This is a genomic window from Fictibacillus sp. UD (assembly GCF_043558025.1).
In the GTDB taxonomy this organism is placed as follows: Bacteria; Bacillota; Bacilli; order Bacillales; family Fictibacillaceae; genus Fictibacillus.
The window spans coordinates 25,184-46,219 of sequence record NZ_JARUHH010000002.1; the positions used below are offsets into that span (position 1 = coordinate 25,184).

Annotated in this window: 28 protein-coding genes and 1 pseudogene; 10 read left to right on the forward strand and 19 right to left on the reverse strand. The window is 39.2% G+C overall.

Annotated features, from left to right (window positions below):
- Positions 1-243 precede the first annotated feature (243 nt).
- Positions 244-1,188: a hypothetical protein gene (locus P8610_RS03620; protein WP_394603120.1), complete on the reverse strand. Its 945-nt coding sequence runs from the start codon at positions 1,186-1,188 to the stop codon at positions 244-246.
- Between the two features lie 268 nt (positions 1,189-1,456).
- Here P8610_RS03620 and P8610_RS03625 point away from each other — a divergent pair, with 268 nt between their 5' ends.
- On the forward strand, positions 1,457-1,792 hold the full coding sequence (locus P8610_RS03625; protein ID WP_289496021.1) for a toprim domain-containing protein: 336 nt from the start codon (positions 1,457-1,459) through the stop codon (positions 1,790-1,792).
- A gap of 105 nt (positions 1,793-1,897) precedes the next feature.
- Here P8610_RS03625 and P8610_RS03630 read toward each other — a convergent pair whose 3' ends face one another.
- The 4 genes from P8610_RS03630 to P8610_RS03645 all read right to left on the reverse strand — a co-directional run bounded on the left by P8610_RS03630 (position 1,898) and on the right by P8610_RS03645 (position 5,231).
- Positions 1,898-2,272 (reverse strand): VOC family protein, encoded by a 375-nt coding sequence (locus P8610_RS03630; protein WP_289496022.1) that lies wholly within the window; start codon positions 2,270-2,272, stop codon positions 1,898-1,900.
- A gap of 18 nt (positions 2,273-2,290) precedes the next feature.
- Positions 2,291-3,514: an MDR family MFS transporter gene (locus P8610_RS03635; RefSeq protein ID WP_394603121.1), complete on the reverse strand. Its 1,224-nt coding sequence runs from the start codon at positions 3,512-3,514 to the stop codon at positions 2,291-2,293.
- A gap of 580 nt (positions 3,515-4,094) precedes the next feature.
- Positions 4,095-4,727: a DsbA family oxidoreductase gene (locus P8610_RS03640; RefSeq protein WP_394603122.1), complete on the reverse strand. Its 633-nt coding sequence runs from the start codon at positions 4,725-4,727 to the stop codon at positions 4,095-4,097.
- 15 nt (positions 4,728-4,742) lie between these two features.
- Complete coding sequence (locus P8610_RS03645) at positions 4,743-5,231, reverse strand: NUDIX hydrolase (RefSeq protein ID WP_394603123.1); 489 nt, start codon at positions 5,229-5,231, stop codon at positions 4,743-4,745.
- 167 nt (positions 5,232-5,398) lie between these two features.
- Here P8610_RS03645 and P8610_RS03650 point away from each other — a divergent pair, with 167 nt between their 5' ends.
- Together P8610_RS03650 and P8610_RS03655 are read left to right on the forward strand one after the other, a co-directional pair.
- On the forward strand, positions 5,399-6,058 hold the full coding sequence (locus P8610_RS03650) for a deoxynucleoside kinase (RefSeq protein ID WP_394603592.1): 660 nt from the start codon (positions 5,399-5,401) through the stop codon (positions 6,056-6,058).
- A 44-nt stretch (positions 6,059-6,102) separates the two neighbouring features.
- Positions 6,103-6,318, forward strand: a complete 216-nt coding sequence (locus tag P8610_RS03655; RefSeq protein WP_394603124.1) for a hypothetical protein — start codon at positions 6,103-6,105, stop codon at positions 6,316-6,318.
- A gap of 19 nt (positions 6,319-6,337) precedes the next feature.
- Here P8610_RS03655 and P8610_RS03660 read toward each other — a convergent pair whose 3' ends face one another.
- From P8610_RS03660 to P8610_RS03690, 7 genes are all read right to left on the reverse strand, one after another.
- Positions 6,338-6,670, reverse strand: a complete 333-nt coding sequence (locus P8610_RS03660) for a hydrolase (RefSeq protein ID WP_289496027.1) — start codon at positions 6,668-6,670, stop codon at positions 6,338-6,340.
- A 336-nt stretch (positions 6,671-7,006) separates the two neighbouring features.
- Positions 7,007-7,942: a magnesium transporter CorA family protein gene (locus P8610_RS03665; RefSeq protein ID WP_394603125.1), complete on the reverse strand. Its 936-nt coding sequence runs from the start codon at positions 7,940-7,942 to the stop codon at positions 7,007-7,009.
- A gap of 90 nt (positions 7,943-8,032) precedes the next feature.
- Positions 8,033-8,407 (reverse strand): cupin domain-containing protein, encoded by a 375-nt coding sequence (locus P8610_RS03670; protein ID WP_394603126.1) that lies wholly within the window; start codon positions 8,405-8,407, stop codon positions 8,033-8,035.
- Positions 8,408-8,418: 11 nt separating this feature from the next.
- Positions 8,419-8,841 (reverse strand): DUF1992 domain-containing protein, encoded by a 423-nt coding sequence (locus tag P8610_RS03675; protein WP_289496030.1) that lies wholly within the window; start codon positions 8,839-8,841, stop codon positions 8,419-8,421.
- Positions 8,842-8,947: 106 nt separating this feature from the next.
- The gene (locus P8610_RS03680; RefSeq protein ID WP_394603593.1) at positions 8,948-9,877 is read right to left on the reverse strand and encodes an MFS transporter; all 930 of its coding nucleotides are present in this window, start codon (positions 9,875-9,877) and stop codon (positions 8,948-8,950) included.
- Positions 9,844-10,170 (reverse strand): MFS transporter, encoded by a 327-nt coding sequence (locus tag P8610_RS03685; RefSeq protein WP_394603127.1) that lies wholly within the window; start codon positions 10,168-10,170, stop codon positions 9,844-9,846. The genes P8610_RS03680 and P8610_RS03685 overlap by 34 nt, the downstream gene beginning before the upstream one ends.
- Positions 10,171-10,825: 655 nt before the next feature.
- Positions 10,826-11,785: an ABC transporter substrate-binding protein gene (locus tag P8610_RS03690; RefSeq protein WP_394603128.1), complete on the reverse strand. Its 960-nt coding sequence runs from the start codon at positions 11,783-11,785 to the stop codon at positions 10,826-10,828.
- 197 nt (positions 11,786-11,982) lie between these two features.
- On the opposite strand from P8610_RS03690, the gene P8610_RS03695 reads away from it, so the two are divergent.
- The 6 genes from P8610_RS03695 (at position 11,983) to P8610_RS03720 (ending at position 16,708) form a co-directional block, all read left to right on the forward strand.
- Complete coding sequence (locus tag P8610_RS03695; RefSeq protein WP_394603595.1) at positions 11,983-12,984, forward strand: FecCD family ABC transporter permease; 1,002 nt, start codon at positions 11,983-11,985, stop codon at positions 12,982-12,984.
- Positions 12,981-14,024, forward strand: a complete 1,044-nt coding sequence (locus P8610_RS03700; protein WP_394603129.1) for a FecCD family ABC transporter permease — start codon at positions 12,981-12,983, stop codon at positions 14,022-14,024. Before P8610_RS03695 ends, P8610_RS03700 begins: the two co-directional genes overlap by 4 nt.
- 16 nt (positions 14,025-14,040) lie before the next feature.
- Entirely contained in the window at positions 14,041-14,859 is an 819-nt protein-coding gene (locus tag P8610_RS03705; protein ID WP_394603130.1) for an ABC transporter ATP-binding protein, read from the forward strand.
- A complete protein-coding gene (locus P8610_RS03710) occupies positions 14,834-15,592 on the forward strand; it encodes an IucA/IucC family C-terminal-domain containing protein (protein WP_394603131.1) in 759 nt (252 codons plus the stop codon). The genes P8610_RS03705 and P8610_RS03710 overlap by 26 nt, the downstream gene beginning before the upstream one ends.
- A 90-nt stretch (positions 15,593-15,682) precedes the next feature.
- Complete coding sequence (locus P8610_RS03715) at positions 15,683-15,967, forward strand: hypothetical protein (protein WP_394603132.1); 285 nt, start codon at positions 15,683-15,685, stop codon at positions 15,965-15,967.
- A 15-nt stretch (positions 15,968-15,982) separates the two neighbouring features.
- The gene (locus P8610_RS03720; RefSeq protein WP_394603133.1) at positions 15,983-16,708 is read left to right on the forward strand and encodes a hypothetical protein; all 726 of its coding nucleotides are present in this window, start codon (positions 15,983-15,985) and stop codon (positions 16,706-16,708) included.
- 45 nt (positions 16,709-16,753) lie between these two features.
- On the opposite strand, the gene P8610_RS03725 is transcribed toward P8610_RS03720, so the two are convergent.
- The 3 genes and pseudogenes from P8610_RS03725 to P8610_RS03735 all read right to left on the reverse strand — a co-directional run bounded on the left by P8610_RS03725 (position 16,754) and on the right by P8610_RS03735 (position 17,744).
- A complete protein-coding gene (locus tag P8610_RS03725) occupies positions 16,754-17,116 on the reverse strand; it encodes a cupredoxin domain-containing protein (RefSeq protein WP_394603134.1) in 363 nt (120 codons plus the stop codon).
- 112 nt (positions 17,117-17,228) lie between these two features.
- Positions 17,229-17,546, reverse strand: a pseudogene (locus P8610_RS03730) (redoxin domain-containing protein); the annotation flags it as partial.
- A 15-nt stretch (positions 17,547-17,561) separates the two neighbouring features.
- A complete protein-coding gene (locus tag P8610_RS03735; protein WP_289496041.1) occupies positions 17,562-17,744 on the reverse strand; it encodes a hypothetical protein in 183 nt (60 codons plus the stop codon).
- Between the two features lie 124 nt (positions 17,745-17,868).
- Here P8610_RS03735 and P8610_RS03740 point away from each other — a divergent pair, with 124 nt between their 5' ends.
- Complete coding sequence (locus P8610_RS03740; protein ID WP_394603136.1) at positions 17,869-18,582, forward strand: thermonuclease family protein; 714 nt, start codon at positions 17,869-17,871, stop codon at positions 18,580-18,582.
- A gap of 51 nt (positions 18,583-18,633) precedes the next feature.
- Here the strand turns inward: P8610_RS03740 and P8610_RS20320 are convergent, their stop codons facing one another.
- From P8610_RS20320 to P8610_RS03755, 4 genes are all read right to left on the reverse strand, one after another.
- Positions 18,634-18,915, reverse strand: coding sequence for a HesB-like (seleno)protein (locus P8610_RS20320; protein ID WP_425590820.1), 282 nt, complete (start codon positions 18,913-18,915; stop codon positions 18,634-18,636).
- Positions 18,916-19,045: 130 nt separating this feature from the next.
- Entirely contained in the window at positions 19,046-19,240 is a 195-nt protein-coding gene (locus P8610_RS03745; protein ID WP_394603137.1) for a hypothetical protein, read from the reverse strand.
- 157 nt (positions 19,241-19,397) lie between these two features.
- Positions 19,398-19,982, reverse strand: coding sequence for a DedA family protein (locus P8610_RS03750; protein ID WP_289496044.1), 585 nt, complete (start codon positions 19,980-19,982; stop codon positions 19,398-19,400).
- 436 nt (positions 19,983-20,418) lie between these two features.
- Positions 20,419-20,841, reverse strand: a complete 423-nt coding sequence (locus P8610_RS03755) for a CBS domain-containing protein (protein WP_394603138.1) — start codon at positions 20,839-20,841, stop codon at positions 20,419-20,421.
- Positions 20,842-21,036: the final 195 nt, after the last annotated feature.

The following is a 21,036-nucleotide window of genomic DNA, read 5'->3' on the forward strand; positions in this document are numbered from 1 at the left end:
TAAAAGGATTGCAGCAGGTAGAATTCGGGTATATTACTTGAAACACCTATGTTTTTAAAAAGGAGGATGAAAAGATGGGACGAATAAGCAAAGGAATTAAAGGCATGGCTTTCGCCTATTTATTAAAACAAGGAAAAAAGAGGCTGCTGCCTATCATAAAACGTAAATTAAAAAGCAGATAAAGAAATTGACCCTTTTAACGGGGTCAATTTTTTTTATTAGCTGGGTTCAATATTTATTTTTTCAATCCCCTCTAATTTCTCTGTATAGACGCATTTCATCACGAAGAAAACGAACCTCAAACTCGATGACGGACATCCCTGTTTCTTTTTGAAACAATTTATAAAAGTTTTCTTGATTGCTGAGCAAAAGATTTTTTATTTTTGCTTCTTTTCCGTCACGAACTAGCTGATCAATCGCATAATAACTTTGACGATACGGTAGATGGGGTGAATTACGGCGGTTTTCATATGCCCATTCTTCTACAGAATCTAAGCGAGAAAATGGTATTAAGTTAAGCGGTGAAAAGTTCGGCACTTTTCTAACACTTTGTTTACCCGCATATTCGGCAATTCCTTCTTCAAACCACCTTGGCAAGTGCCGATTATCCATTCCATTTTCAGATAGATAACTTACAATCCAATGGTGCGTATACTCATGACCAATTAATTCTAGAAATCGTTCTCGGTCGCCGTCCATTTGTTTTGTAACGAGCAGGTGGATCGTTTCTTCAGACGGAACATACAGTGCTTGCAAATTTTCATAGGAATGGAAAGGTAAGTACTTTTGAAAAATTAAAGGATTTCGATATAAAATAATCGTGACTGGAACAGGTTGGTGAATGTCAATCAGTTTATTAAGGTAAGCTTGCACTTTTCGAATATGCACAAGCGCTGCCAGCGCCAAGTTGTCATCAGGTTTTTCATAAAAGACAAATGACGCAGGATCTGATTTATTTTCCAATGTCTTTAAAAACGAAATCTTTTCAAAGATCCTATCTTTTTCAACAAGCAGCGCTTCCAGATAATATTGATTTTTCACTCTAGCTGATAGTGATTGAGATAATGAGGTATCTAACACATAATTCGTTACAGAAAAGAAGACGGTTGATATCGCGATTAGAATAATAATAAAGAATGAGGCACGCCTTTTCAGTTTGACTTCAGTTGATGAGTTTCCTTTCATCAAATCGATAAACCCTAAACAAAATACGATGAAACAAAGGATTAATATGAGAACACCTATTAATAAACCTTTTATATCATTTAGCAACAAAAACAAGCCATATATAAGCAGGGGCCAAAAGAAGCTATAAATCATTATTTTTAAGATGAATATCAGCTTCTTCAAATACATACACTTCCTTTTCTTTGTCCAAATAAATCCGTAGAAGTTGTACTATTATCGATATGCTCTCCATAAAATTATAATGAATCTTAGTTTTACAGGAGGCGCTATGACCGGATACATCGTTGAAGGCAAAAGTGATCAACTGAAAGTGCAAAGTGTTCATCCCCATGCCCATTTTGTCATTTTAAACGGGATTTCGTTTCGTATTAAAGAGAGAAGAGCAATTGAAGAAGCATTAATCCTTTGTGATGAAGTTTATGTATTAACAGACCCTGATGAGCCCGGTGATAAAATCGCATTAAAAATCATGGAAACCTATCCAGAGATCAAGCGAATTCATATTGATCCAAATAAAGCACGCAATGTAAGAGAACATCGCTATAAATATGGTGTTGAATATTGCTCTAATCAGTATTTAAAAGAAACGCTCCCTGGGATCTAGGTATGTTCATGGATTTCTTTATGGCGATTTCATAACCCTTTTCTTTTAAACAAACTTTACAAAACGCAAAAAAGACTGCAAAGAAAATCTCTGCAGTCTTTCTTTCTATTTACTTTCAAAAAACTCAAGCGACTCTTCGTCAGGACCATAAAAGAAAAAGTATTTTCCATTTGGAAGTTCTGTAATTTCTTTATCTTTCATCGCAACACCTTTTTCTATTAATTGTTCATACTTCTCTTCGATGTTCGTTACAGAAAACGCGATGTGATGGACTTTACCTTCGTTCGTAACTTCACCAGTATAACCAGCGATCAATTCCACGAGTACTTTTTCATTTACTCCCAAAAAGGCTAACTCTACTGGAACACTCGTGTGGTCAAAGCGATCTAAAAGTTTGAGACCAAGTATCTTGGTGTAAAATTCGATTGATTCATCCATGTTAGATACCATAATACCTGTGTGTTCAATTCCTGTAATCATTATTAAAATTCCCCTCTCTTAAGTTGAAACAGATTGTTGCTCTGCAAGTGATTTACGAATACCTTCTCCATACTGAAAAAACGGTAAAGACAGAAGTGAAATAAGAGTTAAGCAGCCAAACACGTAAAATCCATGTTCAAATCCAAACGTGCTTAGTAGCAATCCGCCAATCCAAGGCCCTGCACTAAACCCTATAGAACGAAATGACATCGCTCCAAAATATGTACCCCTCATATGCTCCGGCGCTAAGTCGTCGAGAAGCACATCACTCATCACAAAGACTATAATTTCTCCAACCGTTAAAAAAACCATAGAGATAACAAGAAAAATCCAGCTCGTCGACAAACCGAAACCCAGTAGCGCAAGGCTGAATGCAAAACTTCCAAACCTAAGTGCGTTCATCGGTTGAAATCGTTTGACATAGTTTGTGACAGGAAACTGCAGAAGCAAGACAGTTACAGCATTTGTTACGACCAGATAAGCAAAAAGCTTAACGCCGTTTTTAAATTGCGGCGCATTACTTATATATTGCGCAAGTGTAGTATCCATTTGTGACTGTGCCATCATTACAATTGTGTTCCCAATCAGAAAAAATGCAAGCACCTTGTCTTTTGATAGTACAAGGATAGCTGACTTCATGGAGAACTTTCTTTCTTCTCCAGCTTTTAATTCGGACGAATGTCCTTTTAATGTGATTACGATGACCAAAGCATATAAAAGATAAGCGATTGCCGTGATATAGAAGGCTTTTGTCGAGGAAGTTGTTCCTAGCTGTGTTCCAACAACAGGACCGATTGCTGCACCGACATTGATAGCAAAATATCGAGCGTTAAATACGCGCAGACGGTTTTCCTTTGTTGTGACATCTGCAAGCAAAGCCCTGGATATTGGTTCAAACCAAGATCGGCATAGTCCGTTCAACATATTTAACAAAAAGAAATGCCACACTTGATCTGCGATAGCAAACCCAACAAACACAGCACTCCATGTAAAAATAGCGACTGTCATTACAGGCAGCCGCCCGATACGATCAGAAAGATAGCCTCCAAAAAAACCGCCAAATGTTCCAGTAAGGGCACTGATGCCAATAATCAAACCTACTGTAGCAGGCTCAATTCCTTTTACACTATACAAATAAATCGCTAGAAAGGGCATTGTCATAAAAAATGCCGCTCTTGTAAAAAGGGTGCCTGCTACAATCACTAGAACAGCAGGATGCCACTTCGTTAGAAAACCCCTCATCTATCTATTCCTTCTCTCTTCCGTTCTGTTTTTCTACTTTATCACTTTTTTCAAAAAAACAGAAAAGAAAATTCGGATTCTTTGAAACTTTCTACCATCTCATACGTCTTATAATGGTGTACCCCCCTTTCCCGAAAAAAGCCCTCCCCTAATGGGCTTTTTTCTTTTGTGTTTGGCATTCTTTAGTCCGTCAGCGCGACTTTGTCACAAAGTGATAACGTTTATCAAAAAAATCACATATTCGTCCATTTTCTTTTTTGTCTTGCTATATTATAGACATCCCTATCAACAACCCCCTTTTTTCATTGTTAAGAACGAAAAAGAGCGCTAAGAAGGAAATCCTTCGAAGCGCTCTTTTTTAATCCCTTTTAAAAGGCTCTTTTCTCTTTAAATTATTGATGCTTAAGAGGTATTATGTTCGAATCTCTTCTCTTTTAAGTTGATTGAAGAGCAAGGTGCAAGACTCCAACAGTGGGTCAGGTGAGCCTCCTAAAAGTGCAAAGCGCTAGGACGCTCACCGCACCCCCCGCGGAAAGCGAAGCACCTAAAGCGGAAATCAACCACTTTCAAGAACAACATTCTATTCACATTCGTCACCTTCACAAAACTCGAATTTCGCATCTCGGAGGGCACCTCTTAAGGCTCGTTCAATATTTGCCTGAGGATGGAGTCCTTTTAATACCCGGTCACCGATAAAGATGGTAGGAACAGCTTTAATTTGCAGTTCTTCATTCGCTTGCTGCAAATACATTTCTCTTTCCATTTTAAATTCACGGGACTCTAATGCTTGTTGAAATATTTCACCATCAAGACCAACCTCTTCGGCAATTTCTCGAAGCACCCTAACCTCTCCAATATTTTTTCCTTCTTGATAGAAAGACTTGAAAACTTGATGAGTATATTCCTTTTCCTTACCATGCCTTTTTGCAAAAAGAAGACCTTCATGAGCAAAATGTGTATGCGGCTGAGGCGAGACATCTGGCAGGATCATTTGAACACCCATTTTTTTTGAAAGAGGCTGAACGGATTCCTGCCACGATCTTTGTAAATAGTCGCCTTCTGGTTTCAATGTTTCTTGCGGATATGGACGCAGTTCGTACGGCATCCATTCGATATCAACATCTTTATCTTTCGTTGCTTCAAGTAGTGGTGTTTCCGCTAAATAGCAATACGGACAAACAAAATCCGAGTAAACTTTTATTTTAATCGTCATTTTTATTCCCCTTACTTACGCCTCTATTTTATGAATAGCTGAATTGATTGAGACGCTAATTATCTTTCCCATATCGTCATAATTCAAGTGATATGTTTGCGGATTGTCCGATTTCATCATATCAGGAATCAAAACAGGGAGGTTATTTACGATGCCTAAGTTATCAGGATGCAGAATCCATAGAATGTCTTTCCAGTCTAAAAGCCCTTCATCCGTTCCGACTGGAGTTTGGTATATAAATTTATCAGGTAGATTGATCCAGAAAAAATGGAGATGCAGCTTCCCCCAAGTTCCTTCACAGATCACCTCTCCTTTATAATCTGCTTGTTTAGCTTCTATCCCTGTTTCTTCTGCAACTTCACGCAACACACTTTCCTCTATCGTTTCTTGGTTTTCAATCTTTCCTCCTACACCGTTCCACAAACCCATGAGAGGAGCTCTTATACGGTTCAAAAGCAGAAGTTGCTGGTTACGTTGTATAAAACATACTGTGTACTCTTGCATGAAAATTCCCCCATATATTTTTGTGATCAGCAAACAACCTCTGTTCACCTTTTCTATTACATGATATATTTAGAAAGGCTCTAAAGCCCTACATACCACATATAGATTATTCATTTTTATTTCTTACATAAGTAACGAATTGAAACGGAGGATATACCGTGATTTTAATGGCAGGTATGATCGGTACGGGTAAGTCCACATATGCTGAGTTTCTTAGTGATCAGCTTGGCAGCGAGATTTTTTACGAGAGCGTTGTTGACAACCCTATTTTACCCGATTATTACAAAAACCCGAAGCGATGGGCTTTTCCGCTTCAAATTTATTTCCTAAATACACGATTCAAAACCATTCGCCAAGCGAGAACGAGTCCAGATAATGTTCTGGATCGAAGTCTTTATGAAGACTTAATCTTTGCCGAACTTAACTTTGATTCTGGCAATATGACTCAGCTTGAATTTGACACTTACAAGGATCTACTAGAAACGATGATGAACGAGATCGACAAAACCCCAAAATCACGTCCTGATTTACTCATCTATTTGGACAGTGACTTTGACACGGTATTAAACCGTATCCGACAAAGAGGCCGTTCTTATGAACAAGTGGATGAGAATCCTGAATTACTGGCGTATTACAAAACCCTACACGCTAAATATAAAGACTGGATTTCCGCTTACGACAAAACAGCGGTATTGAGAATCGAAAGTGATCAATACAATATTTTTGATGAAACAGATCAAGAACGAATTTTAACGCTCGTAAAAAACGAACTTCACCGTCTTGATTCATTGAATGAACCTTCCGTCTTGATGCATGAAACCCGCTGATTTCACAAAAGCTAGAATAAACAAGATGTAAGGAGTGAAAACGTTTGTTTACACTAATCCTAATATTGTCTGTTCTAATTTTGGCTGGTGGACTTTGGTGGACGATTCAAATTGGAAGAAAGCAAAAAACGTATACACAAGATAAAGTAAATGCTGCAGTTACGAGACATACAGCAGTTCTTAACCCTATATTTTTGACGTATATCGGCTTTACAGCAGTCGTAATTATCATCATCTACATCGCATTTTTCGTTTATTAAAAAAGTAAAGGCCAAGAGATTACTCAGTCTCTGGCCTTTTTACTTGATCCCAATTACTCATGGTCTCTATGAAATTCCGCGTTTCTTCCTGCCCTAAATCATGTATTAGCTGATAAACTTCTCTTAACTTCACATCATACCGGTCGTTATCGCGATCATTGGAATAGGGTACATAAGGAAGATGTGTACGAACGAATGTATCATTTGCCGTACTCTCCATTTCATCAAACATTTTTGCAAGCTTTCTTACGTCTTCATCTGATGCTGATATTTCAAACTGAAAAGTCGAAGCCGTTTTAATTGGCAGAATTTCACCGGATTCCACGTTTATATAGTAAGGCCGTTTTTCCAAGCGTGCCGCCTCCTTTTCCTTATTTTCCGCCTCTTACTGTTTTTTATGTGGACTGTTTTCGTAAAATTTGTTTTTATTGGGAGTGGTTGATTTACGTTCAAGGTACTCGCTATCCGCGGGGCAGGCCGGTAGCCACATTTGTACGTTCCACTCTTAAGTATCTCACCTGCCTGCTTTAAGGAAGTATTCTTGCTCGTGCGTCTATAAGTAAACCCTACCGATGTAGAATTCCTCGTTGCTTGCTTTGATAGAAATTTCTCAATCAACTGTCCACAGAAGAGGATAAAAATAAGCTTTGAAAGCAACAACCCTATAAGAACAGAGTCATATGTAACACTACCACCATCTTTTTTTCTTAAAATAGCCGATGATGAGTATGGACATTACTACGCATAGCGATAACATCGAAAAATACCCGTAATGCCATTTCAGTTCAGGCATATACTCAAAGTTCATTCCGTATAATCCTGCTAAAAAGGTGAGTGGAATAAAGACCGCGCTAACGAGCGTCAGTGTTTTCATAATGGTGTTCATATGATCAGATTTTAAAGACATCTGAAGATCTAAAATACCTTGCAAATTTTCCTTAAAACTGTCAAAGGCTGCTGTTACTCTGGAGAAAGAGGAAAGCAGATCTTTAAAGTAAAAACCAGACTCTTCATTCGCGTACTCAAAGTCATCGTGCCCCATCTTTTGAATAATGCTCTCTTCCGCTTCAACATATTGTCTAAGCTTATGGAGACGGCTTTTCCATCGGTATACGTCTCGCCCGATCTCCCGCTTTTGCGGATCAATGAACACACTTTTTTCAAGCTCTAGGAACTCATCTGACAACTGATCAACGACTTCTAAATATGAGCTAACAATATCTTTCATGAAATAATACAGCATGTAGCTCACATGTTTCATATGCTCCGGATTGTCCGTGAAATCTTTTACGAGCTGTTCCCTGAAAGGAATCTCCCGTTCGGCCAATACAATCAAATACTGCTCACCAATTAATAGGTTAATCCGAATGGGCTCTAATTTCTTTGTCTCTAAATAAAAAGTGGAAACAACAGCATGGTTAGCATAAACATTTATTTGTGGATGTTCTGAAAAGCTTGTGAAAGCAGCTTCGGCTAATGGATGAAGCTGTAATTGCTGCAAAACGCTGTCGCTCTGCAATTCTTGAGGAGACTGATAGAACATCCAAAGGGTATTATTCTCTTTAGGCATTTCAAAATGTTCAATTCTCTCTGTTTTATTTGTGGCTTTTGAGTATTTAAGCATCTTTTTGCTCCAATTACTTTTTTACTATCTTTCCCTGATACTGAACAGTCATGTCTAAAGATTTCAGATAGAAAAAAGACCCTTTTGCTATTAAAGGGTCACCGTGCTGATGCTTTTTACTTTTTTCACAACCACTCTGTCTCCATGAGCAGGCGGCTGAGATGTTACAAGAAACTCAGCAGGATGATCTGATTCGTTACGGACTTGATGAGTAGTTCCTGCAGGTATCTCTATTCCTTGATGAGCACCAAGTATTATTTCCTCTCCATCTTTTTCAATAAGAAGTTCACCGTTTAATAAAAAGAAAAACTGATGCGAAAACACATGATAATGCCTTACTTCAGCTGATTGAGGAGGCATTTTTTCATGAATGATGCTTAAATCATCTTGCTTAAGAAGGTACCAGCCATCACATGCATCTCCCCATTGGTAATGTTCTGCATTTAACGTACTTATTTTCGACATACACCCTCCGATTATTTCTTCAAAATGTCCTCCAGATTTACTTTCATCCGCTGTGCAGTTGGCGGACATGTTAAGTTATGCTGAAACACTTTTTGGTTAATGGTTTCTACTGTTTTTTTGATGTTATATTCAACCGTATATGTTTTGAGTTCTTCTTTTAATACGTCTATCTCTTGGCCAAGTTTCACCCAACTGGGTAATATATGATTATCTTTCATAATCTTATGAAGACGCTTTTCCGGATTGTACACAAGATCTTCATCAATATTGAGAGGTTTGCCAAACCCTTCGAGATGATCAAAAGCTCCCTCTTTTTTCGCTCGGTTCACGATTGCTGTTATATGATCTTCGTAAAACCAGGCATTCGTTTGCTCGTCCTTCATTAAGATTTCTCGTTTTTGTATTTCCTTTTCAAATGACGGTTTTTTATTCATTGTAAAAACCTCCAGGAATAAATTTATTTCTTACTTATACATTATGTTTATTTCCTTTATCCCCTTGGAAAAAATATGGCAGTTCTGTAGACAAAATGTGTACATATTAAGAACGCTTATCTTCTGGTCTAAAGTTGCGTATGAATGGAAGTGAAAACACGATTACAGCCACTATCATCTCCATTAATCCACCCCAAACAAAAACATCTGCGGCTCCTATTTTTCCAATAAGTAGCCCTGCCGTTCCTGCTGCAATCGGTTCGGAAATCCCCATAATGATTACCATAATTCCGATTACGCGCCCAAAGAGTTTTGGTGGGATAAGCGCATGGTTTACACTCGGAGCAATAACATTAACAGCTGCTTCAAAAAAGCCTACAAACGAAAGAAGCAATAACAAAACAGCTAGTTCCCTAGAAAAGAATCCTATTAATACTATGCTGGCACCTTGCAGAAAACATGTTAATAGCGTCATATACGGTTTTGGTTTCTGGATGACGAATAAAGAAAATACGATAGCAGCTATCACACTTCCGACTGCAAGTGACGTTTGCGCCCAACCATACCCTTTAATGCCAAAGTCTAAATCTTTCATAAGAAAAGGCAAGCTGACCATTACAGCTCCAACCGCCGCATTTGCAAAGAACGCAAATACTGCCATAGTCGCAAGTACAGGAGCATTTATGAAAAACGTGAATCCTTCTTTAATCCCCGAAAAGAAAGATGTATGCCCTTCCTTGTTGTCTTCCTCTTTAACTTGTATAAAAAGAAACAAACCCGCAGCGACGAAGAAGGCTACTCCATTAATTAGAAAAGCCATTTTAGCACCATAAAGGGCGTAAAGCATAGCTCCTAAAATCGGCCCTGCTACTCCAGATGCCTGTCCTGCCATCATAAGAAGGCTCATCGATTGTGTGTAATGCTTTTCAGGCACGAGACGTGTTCTAAAGGTGATGCCCGCTGGTTCACTTATCGCATCAATAAGTCCAAAGAGGACACCTGTTATGTAAAAAAGTAGATCGGCGGCTGTGCGTATGCGATGACAAGAAACAGAAGAAGTAAGATAGCACCTCTTCCTAAAGCAGAACCGATTAGGAGTTTTCTTACTGAAAACCGATCAACAACTGCTCCACCAAAAAGAATAAAAGAAAACTTTGTTAATGTCACAAGTAATATGTATGTCCCTACAATAACAGGTGACCCAGATAACTGAACGAGCAGCCACATCAGGGTAATCATAAAAATACTGTCGCCCATTGCTGTTAATATCGAGCTTAACCAAAAGTAAAGAAAGCTTTTATTGCGAAAAATCTCCCCAGATAACTTCATAATGTTTTCTTCCTTAAATTTTTATCTTTTTACATTTATTATAAGGAAGTTTAATGGCAAAAACGATCACTAGTTGAAGGATCTTAGGGTGGTTGCAGTTCCGCTACGAATATTCTATGAAAGTTGACATTAAGATCCCATTGAAAAAGGGTGTGGTGCGCGCAAAAAAGCTTTTACTTCGTGTGAATTTAACAAAACTGCGCGCGATCAAGGAGAACGCGCGTGAAAACAGGGTTATACTGCACGTAAGAAGCTTTTACCTGCGCGGATGTGTACCAAATATAATAACACGTACCGTAAAACCTAAATACGAACGGAGATCAATCACTTTCTAGAGCAACATAGATTGCCCAAACAGCTCTTAGAAAAAATTGTTTTAATATAGCACACATTTAACAGATTCCGGCTTTCGAATGTTCTTTCTCTTCATTGAAAAAGTTGATTGGAGTGTAAGGTAGCGAGACTCCTGCGGGACAGGCGGGCAGGTGAGACACTTATACGTGAAACGTACGAATGTGGCTCACCGCCTGCCCCGCGGAAAGCGAGCAACCTGAAACGGAAATCGACTACTTTCAAAAGCAACAATGAATAAGACAACTGCTTTTTATAAAAAGAAAGGAAGCGACTGCTCGCTTCCCTCCTTCATAAACAACTATTATTTTTCTAAGAAATACTTCTCTAAGTCATCAAGCATCAGGTTCGCCGCTTTAACACCGCCAGCTGTATTCCAGATCGCATCGTCTACTTTGTGTGCATTTCCAGCTTTCACAACGTCAAGGTTTTTCCAAAGCGGATTGTTCGTCCATTCTTTTTCTGTTTCAGTCGCTTTCCCGTCTCCAGCTTCATATGTGAAGTAGAACAGGATGTCTCCGTTCATATCAGGGATACGCTCTTGTGTTACTTCTTCAGCAAAGTCAGATTTGCTTTGGTCGCCAGGACGAGCAAAACCAAGTTGATCAAGGATTACACCAGAGAATGAATCTTTGTGGTAAATACGAGATGTTCCAGGCAGGAATCGTACTACTGATACTTCTGTTTTCAGCTGGTCAGCCGCTTCTTTCTTCATGTCTTCAATACGTTGGTCAAATGCCGCTAAAACTTCTTTCCCTTTTTCTTCTTTATTTAACGCTTTTGCATATAATTCGAAATTGATTTTCCAATCACCGCGCAGCTCTTCTGAGAATACAGTCGGTGCAATCTTGCTTAGTTCATCATATTGCTTCTCTTGACGCTGTTTGTTACCGATGATTAGGTCTGGCTTTAGTGCTGCTATTTTCTCAACGTTAACCGCACTCTCGTCACCTACAACTTCTACGTCTTTCATGTCACCTTTAATGTGGTCATACCAAGGATCACCTAACCAAGATTTAACCGCACCAACTGGTTTTACACCTAGAGCAAGTACTGCTTCAGTTCCTTCGTTTGTTAAAACGACAACGCGTTTATTTTCTTTAACTTCTGTTGTACCCATCGCGTGCTCTACTTTATAAGAAGCTGAAGCTCCTTCTGATTTCTCTTCTTCTTTCGCTTTATCTTTTCCGCCGCAAGCTGCTAAAGCAAGCATAAGAGTTAGGACAGCTGCAAACGCAAGCCATTTGTATGTATTCTTTTTCATTCTATTTTCTCTCCCCTTTTTATGTTTACGCAAATGATAATGATAATCAATTACAACTCGTATCATAATATGTTCTGAATCCGTTGTCAATAACTAAATGATAATGATTTTCAAAGTCATTGACAGATTCCTGCTTTCCTCTTAAACTGGTAATTGAGAATATTTTTCATTATAAAAAAGAGGATCACATGAACGGAATATTATATGGAAATAAAAGAAAAGCTGCTGGCTTGATTCTGGGTGTGATTTTAGCGCTCATTGTAATGGTGCTGAGTGTTGTGCTTGGTTACACAAACACCTCATTAAAACAAGCCATTGAGGCTTATACCGCCTTTAACGGCTCGAACGAACATTTAATCATTCAACTATCTAGAGTGCCTCGCTCTCTTGTAGGTATGGCAGTCGGCATCTCATTAGGAATTGCCGGTGTTCTCATGCAAGCGCTAACCCGTAACCCAATCGCATCACCAGATATTTTTGGAGTAAATGCTGGGGCAGGATTTTTTATAGTGTTTGGTGTTACTTTTCTAGGAATCTCATCCATTCAACAGTTTATGTGGATTGGCTTTCTAGGAGCTGCGGTGGCAGCAGGGATGGCTTACGCACTTGGATCTGCCGGTAAAGGCGGACTTACACCTGTTAAGTTAACGTTAGCAGGTGCGGTAATGGCTGCTCTATTCGCTTCTCTTACACAAGGGATGCTCGTCACAAATGAGAAAGCACTTGATGAAGTTTTATTTTGGCTGGCAGGTTCAGTAGAAGGAAGAAAACTTTCCATGCTTGCTGCAGTTTTGCCTGCTCTTGCAATGGCTTGGATCATCTCAGCCCTCTTATCACGCCAGCTAAACACATTCGCACTTGGTGAAGATGTCGCGGTTAGTTTAGGACAAAAAACAGTCGTCTTTAAATTAGCTGCCGCTTTAATGGTAGTCTTGCTAGCTGGAGGATCGGTTGCAATTGCAGGACCCATTAGTTTTATAGGAATTGTTGTGCCGCATTTTGCAAGATACCTAGTAGGAAGTGATCATCGCTGGATTGTCCCGTATTCTGCTGTGATCGGCGGAATCATGCTTGTTGCAGCAGATATTGGTGCACGTTACATTATCATGCCAGAAGAAGCACCCGTGGGAGTCGTTACGGCACTGATTGGAACACCTTTCTTCATCTACATTGTTCGAAAAGGAATTTTTCAAAAATGAGAAAGTACTGGATTATACAGCGTAAATCATTTTCTTTTTTAGTTGATAAAAAAACGGCAATTGGCATTCTTGTCTTATCGATTGCTGCACTTCTTGCAATGCTTATAAGCATTGGTGTTGGTGACATGTACATCGCACCATGGGATGTCTTTCATGCATTGATCGGTACAGGTCTTGATATCAATAAGCTGATTATCACGGAATTTCGACTTCCAAGAGTTCTAGTAGCCTTCATTGCAGGTGCATCTCTAGCTCTTTCAGGTGCTATACTGCAAGGAATCATACGCAATCCGCTCGCATCACCCGATATGATCGGGATTACAGGCGGCGCTGGCTTTGCTGCAGTAGCTTTCCTAACCATGTTCAGTGATGATGCCAACAACCTTTTGTTAAGCATTAATTATTTGCCGCTGTTTGCATTTGCAGGTGCGACGATCGTTGCTTTTTTAATCTACGGTCTTGCATGGAAAGACGGTGTAACCCCCATAAGGCTGATCTTAATCGGCATTGGACTTATGGCTTTATTACAAGCATTAACAACTCTAATGATGTTGATCGGACCGATTTATAGAGCGAGTCAAGCGACGATTTGGCTGACAGGAACGGTGTATGGCACTTCATGGAACGAAGTAAAAGCACTATTGCCATGGTTTCTGGGGTTGATGCCCATACTGGTCCTTCTTGTTAGACGATTGAACATCCAAGGTTTTGGTGATGACCTGACAAAAGGAGCAGGAATTTCTGTTCACCGTGAACGATTCATGCTTTTAATGGTATGTACGGCTCTAGCAGGTTCAGCGGTCGCTTTTGCAGGAGCAATGGGGTTTGTTGGTCTGATCGGACCTCATATTGCAAGAAGAATTACGGGGTCATCGTTTGGCGGTTTGTTTCCTGCATCAGCTTTGATCGGCGGCATCATGGTTGTTTTGGCTGATCTAGCAGGACGAACACTTTTCTCACCTTTAGAAGTGCCAGCTGGGGTCTTTACAGCGGCAATCGGCGCACCGTACTTTATCTATCTTTTATTTAAAAACCAATAACAGGAGTGGATGACAGATGGCTGTTTTAACAACCTCAAACCTAACGTTAGCTTATGGAAAAGAACCGATCATTGACGAGCTGGATTTACAGATTCCTAAAGGTAAAATCACCGTCTTGATCGGAAGCAACGGATGCGGCAAATCCACTCTGTTACGTTCAATGGCACGGCTGTTATCTCCTAAAAACGGTCATGTTTTATTAAATGGAAAAGATATTGCAAAGCGCTCTACAAAACAAGTAGCTAAAGAGTTAGCCATTCTGCCACAAGGGCCTATAGCTCCTGAAGGCTTGACTGTGCTGCAGCTAGTGAAGCAAGGACGCTTTCCCTATCAATCTTGGCTTCAGCAATGGTCACGTGAAGACGAAAAAGCTGTCATGAATGCTTTGCGTGCAACGAACCTGATTCCATTTATGGAAACACCAGTCGACTCCCTTTCAGGCGGGCAGCGCCAGCGTGCATGGATTGCGATGACACTCGCCCAAGGAACAGATACGATTTTACTTGATGAACCAACTACTTACTTAGACATGACACACCAGGTTGAAATACTCGATCTTTTGTTTGAGTTAAATGAAAAAGAAAAGCGAACAATAGTGATGGTACTTCATGATTTAAACCTGGCTTGCCGCTATGCACATCATATCGTGGCCATTCAGGATAAAACGGTTTACGCTCAAGGTGCTCCTGAAGAAATCATGAATGAACAATTAGTAGAAGACGTTTTTCAAATGTCGAGCACTGTGATTCCAGACCCAGTTTTCGGCACACCAATGTGTATTCCATTTGGAAAGGGGCGAGTCGTGCGACATGTCAATACTCCTCAGTACGCCTAAATCATACGGTTGGACCGCTGATGAAAAAAATCATATCAGTTCAAACTATCGCTTCTCTTTCCAGGCTCCATATGAGAATGAAGTGGTGGTTTCTGCTGAACAATTGCTGAATCAAGAAAACTTGCTCCATTTTTTAGACCAAACAGGGCCTCGTATCGGATCTAATAAACGTGCCGTAACAGCATCATTATTCTTTAAAAGATATGCTTATTGCAGCTTAACATCATGTTTGTATGGCATGACGATGCTTAATAAATCGTTTGATATGAACATTAAAAACGTATATCTCATCGACCACAACTCTGAGAGCATGTGGCTGCCATCCTTTACCTTAAAAGATGCATCAGCTCGTATATCTACTGAATCAAGAGAAGATTGGCGTTCAAGTGTTATTGAAACACTTTTTAAAGAGAATATCTCTATAATGCTAAACCATGTGGCAAGCTCTGCGCGCATCTCAAAAGCTACACTTTGGGAAAATGCGTGGATATACATACGCTGGGTTTATGAAACTTGGTTAAGTGAAGATCATCCACCTGAAGTAAAACAGCGCATTCAAGATGATTATTCATTCTTTATGGATGCAACACCATTCCATTTTGGAGTAACTAAAAACCCGTTTCAACGTTTCAAAGCTCCCATTGGATGCGGACCAACAAAGACTCGAAAAACATGCTGCCTTTATTACAAAACTGAAAACGGGACTTGTTGTTCAACTTGTCCAAAGCGATAAAATCGAGGATTACTTTCCTCGATTTTTTTAGTTTTTTAAACTGCATTTCCGGGTATTTTAGTATAGATAGACTGATTGGAGGCGATGGTAATGATGTGGTTATGGATTTTTCTAGCTTTATGTGCTGCTGCGGCACTATTTATTCTCATTCCTGGCATTAAAGCTGTAAAAGAATCAATGGGAACGGTTCAAAAAATGAAGAGCACCGGTGACAGCATCACAGCACGAATGAACGATGTGAAAACACAGCAGCAGCTTCTTCAAGAAAAAAAAGATTATCTGCGTTATGACATTTATCAAAAGAAAAATAGTTTTACAGCAGTTAAAGAGGGATTTACAGGGTTAAAAGATACCTTTCAAAAAATCAAAAACTAGAGGAATGTGACGATCTTGCGGATTACTATCTTTGTAATGACAGCGGTTGAAACGCCAAATGAACAAACAATGAGTAAGTTAATAGAGCAAGACCTTCCTCACTACGAGTTTTCGAAGAGAGGGTTATTTGCAGGTTATTCCCTTGAAACAGGCGAACGTTTGTTTAAAGATGAAAACGATACGTGGTATGTCTGCTCTTCCTTTGAAAAAAAGACACTTCATGAAATAAAATATGGCAGGCAAACATATGCACCGCCTTATGCTGAAATTCCGTCAGAGCAGTTATCCTTTGTTGAGATGCTGGAGAGTTACGAATTGAAACCGCTAAATTCCCATTATGATAAAGGGTTATGTCATGTCATAGCTGAGGTTGAAAATCTCGATCCAATACCCTTGGAATTGCAATCGCGGTTAGCCCATGCTGATGGTGATGATGATCCGCAAGTTGCTCATTCTCTTCACTACATAGAATCGAAACTTGCTGGTAAACGTTCTCGTTTTATTTCGGGATGGGAATCACATTCTTTTACAACGATAACAGAGAGTCGAGAATATGCAGATGAAATTTTATTCCCCGTTTCTTCGTGGCTATATTTATTGTATTTTCAGTACTTTCTCCAGCATAACGGTACAATTCCGTCTGATCAGATGATGCCTCGATTGCTCGGAAATCTCTGGGCATCGACCATGAAAGATATTCCTTACAACAAGGAACTGCTACAAATTCAGAAATTATGCTAACCACATAAAATAAGCCCCCGGCTAGAATGCTCGGGGGCTTACTTCTTATTCAACTACTAATTTTGAAACCATATCTGCATGCCCGTTACCACAAGGAACGCTGCATCGAAGCGTGTATTCACCTGGCTTAAGGTTTACAACATCTGATGAACCGCCAGCAATGTTTACTTTTTCGCCTTCAATCATTAATCCGTGATTCCCATCAACATTTTCCAATTTAAGGGCAACGTCTTTGTTGGCAGGAATTTTGTATTCTTCTTTATCAAACTTAAAATTACTCGCTTCAATCGTGATTGTTTCTTCTGCATTTTTTGTGCTTTCTTCTTTATCTTTATCGCCACCACAAGCAGCCAAGATTCCAATGGCAAGAACTGCGATTGCTGCAAGCCAAAATGATTTTTTTAACATATGATTTGCCTCCTTCAGTCTTTCTGATTTCATTATAACCCCATTTTAAACCAACTAGTATGGAGAATCTGTGACAGTTGTCACATACAAAAAATAGTCCGAGTGATCCGGACTATTTTTCTAGTTTCTTGTATTCGTTGTGTATTTGTTTTGAAGTTTGGTCAATCTGTTCTCCCCAATGGTCATTTACTTCTGTAAAAATCACCTTTCCCTTTTTATCAATTAAAGCGTATCCCCGTTTAGCTACACCTTCACCCTTCATATCAAGGTGATCGATCAGCTTAAATTCGGGATCTGATAAAAACGGATACGGAGGTTTCATCTCTTGATGTAAAACGGACAAATGTTCAACCGTATCTGAACTTACTGCATAAATGTTTACATCCATATCGTCAAACTTTTCTACATTCTCTTTCAGCTGAACCAGCTGAGTTTGACAGAGTCCTCAGCCAGCAGTTGTGAATAGAAAAATTAAGGACGGCTTGTCGGACGGAAAGACAGCAACAGGCTCGCCATTCTGATTCTCTAATTTTGCTTCTTTTACTTTTGAGTCATTTCCACAACCTGCTGCAACAAGCGTAAGAAGAACAGCTAAACAAACGGCAAATATTTTATGTATCTTTTTCACAATATCCTCCTTTCTATACATACAAACTACTCATGTATGATAATATATAAGCTATTTTATCTATCATTTATTATAATTGAAAGAAGCGTGCCCTATACAATATTTTGATTGAGAGAGGATACATATGAAATTAAGAGTTATAAGAATGGTTCTTTTAAGCACCATAATTTTTATTGCAGGATGCAGTTATTTTAATTCTAATGATGGAGACCGCATAGCTGTAAAAGTAGTTGATGTTGTTGATGGAGACACGATAAAAGTTCAGGTTGGCGGAAAAACGGAAACGGTTCGTTTTTTGCTTGTTGATACACCGGAGAGCGTTCACCCTTCAAAGCCAGTACAACCTTTTAGTAAAGAAGCTAGCAACTACACACAAGAACTGATAAGCAGTGCAAAAGTTGAGCTAGAACTCGGCATTGGAGAAAGAGATAAGTATGGTCGCCTTTTAGCTTATGTTTATGCTGACGGACAAAGCGTGCAGGAAAGTTTGCTGGAAAAAGGCTTAGCTCGGGTCGCTTATGTGTTTGAGCCTAACACCAAGTATGTTGATGAGTACGAAAGCATTCAAAAGCAGGCTCAAAAAGATGGTGTTGGTATTTGGAGTTTAGAGAACTATGTACAAGAAGAGGGCTATGTTTCAATTGAACCAGTAGCTTCTGATGATGAACTCGGCAGTGCTACAAGTGATGAATGCAAGATCAAGGGAAATATTAATTCCTCAGGAGATAAGATCTATCATGTGGAAAGCGGCAGATATTATAATATAACGAATCCAGAAAAATGGTTTTGCTCTGAAAACGAAGCGATTGAGGCTGGATTCAGAAAGTCTCAACAATAAAAAACCGCTAATGACTTGAGTTAACCTAGTCATTAGCGGTTTTTTAACTTGTTAACAGCATTCATCCTGACCGAGCATCACAAGACCTGCGCCATGCTTTGAATCTTCAAAGTCTAGCTTCAGGGTTGCTGTCTGGTCTTTAATTCTTGTGTCAAATGCCACTCTAATTCCATTAATCTCTTCAATTACATCTGTGTTTTCCGGCTCATCCAGAGCCAGGCCAAGCTTAGGACCGCCTCAGCCCATGCCTGCAAAATATACTCGAATTCCGTTGGCGTTGTTCATCTCAAGCACTTCTTCAATATATTTTTTTGCGCTTAGCGTAATTTCCACAACCATCACCTCTTACTAAGTAGTATAACGTAAATGTAGCGGTCTAGTCTAAGAAATGGCTGTTTATGTGATGAAGAGAATACCGTTTTTGTCCTTCCTAGATGCACAAAAACGGTGAAAGTGTAATTGTCTAGGGTCTGTCCCCCCCTCTCAGCTGCTTAAGAACCTGCTCGATGTCACCAGGGCTGAAGCCGCATATTTCCATTGCTTCCGACACTTTCGCTGCCATGCTTTCCTTATCGTTATGAGCTTTGATGCGCAGCAGCAACTCATTTACTTTCGCTGCGTTGTACGTTTCATGATAGTTTTTAATGAATGCTTCCATTCACCATCCCTCCCATTTTTTCATTTTTTTGCACTAGCCATATATATGTTTTGGACATTCAATTTTAGAATTTGTCCTGCCACTTCAAGACAATAATAAAAAGCCTGGCGAGTACACCAGGCTTTCATAATTATAGAATTAGAATCGGACTATCAACTTATTTCTTTTTTACTTTGTACAAAATAAATAAGAAGATAATCACCACTGCTGCAATCATGATGCCCCTTGTATACGGAGCTGCAATTGTTTTGATGTCTTCCCAGTTAGCTCCAAGTCGGCTTCCTAATTCAATAAAGAAAATTGACCATGGAATAACAGCTAGCGTAGTAAACAGTGTAAACTTAGCAAAAGACATTTTCGCAATACCAGCTGGGATACTGATCGCATGTCTGACAACAGGAATGAAACGTGCAAAAAAGATTACTCCTGTTCCGTATTTATTAAACCATTTCTCCGACAGGTCAATTTGTTTTTTGGAGATCAGAATATATTTCCCGTACTTCTCAAGAAATGGACGGCCTCCGTAGTACCCCATCCAATATAAAAAGAGCTGAGCAAGCGTTCCTCCAATCGTACCTGCAATAACACTTAGCGTGAAGTTCAAATGCCCTTGAGATACCATATAACCACCATAAGACAGAACGAGTTCGCTCGGAATGACTTCAACCATCAATCCCAGCGCAATTCCTAAATGACCTAAACTCATAATCCACTCTAAAAGGGAAATCACTAATTCTTTCATTATATCTCCTTAAACGTTTTTATATTTTGCTGTTTTCGCATCGGGGAATGTGTGCTCTGTTTGCCAACCATGCTCCCGACCTCGCTTCCTGGCAAATACCATAGGAGGTACAATCACAAAATGACCTCACACAAACCTGTATAAACGACCTTATAAGTTTTCAGTAAAAATTAACCTGTCCAAACTACAGTCAGTCCTAATGTATACGTAAGAAATATTTATAATAGACCGCTTTTTTCTTCATACAAAGGTATTGAAGGAATAAGGCTATGTGTGCACACCACCCACCACCCAGGCAAGATGCTTACACCTAATTTTACATTTATGTTCCCAGAAGAAATCTAAAATCCCTTCCAGAATCCAAAAGCACTAACCCGATGTTACTAACAGTATTGAATTCCCCCTCTTGTATTACAAAAAGATTAAGACAGCTGCCTTAATCTTTTGTAAGCTCTTTGTTCCAAATTAAATTTGCACAATACTTGATAATGTCCCGTCTTCTTATAATTCCAATAAAATGACCGTCATCGTCTGTAACTGGTATAAAGTTTTGGTCCGTAGACAAAGTAATAAGATCTTCCATATTAGAATTAATGGATACAGATATATTATTGATTCGTTGCGGAACATCTACCAACTTTGTTTTCAATACTTCATCATACCCTTTGTCAAAAGCTTCCCTAAGCTTCCATAACAGATCTCCCTCTGTTAAAGTTCCTATGTAGCGGCCTTCTTCAGATACGAGAGGCACAGAAGTATACTTGTGGTAAGATAACTTTTCAAGTGCCTGTCTCATCGTTGCTTCAGGGTTCAAATACTTCACTTCATCTTTAGGCAACAAATAAAAAGCAATATTCATGTTAGTACGCGCTCTCCTTTTTAAGCATGATTCACGCTTATTTAAACGCTTTTATAAACACCTTCTTTATTATAACAAAAAGAACATATGTCTGCTTTATAAAACATTATCCATAAGAATTCCTATTAGACCTCTTATGTATCTTTATTTTTAGCTAATAATCAGGAACCTTGAGAAAAAGAGCCTAATAAAAAA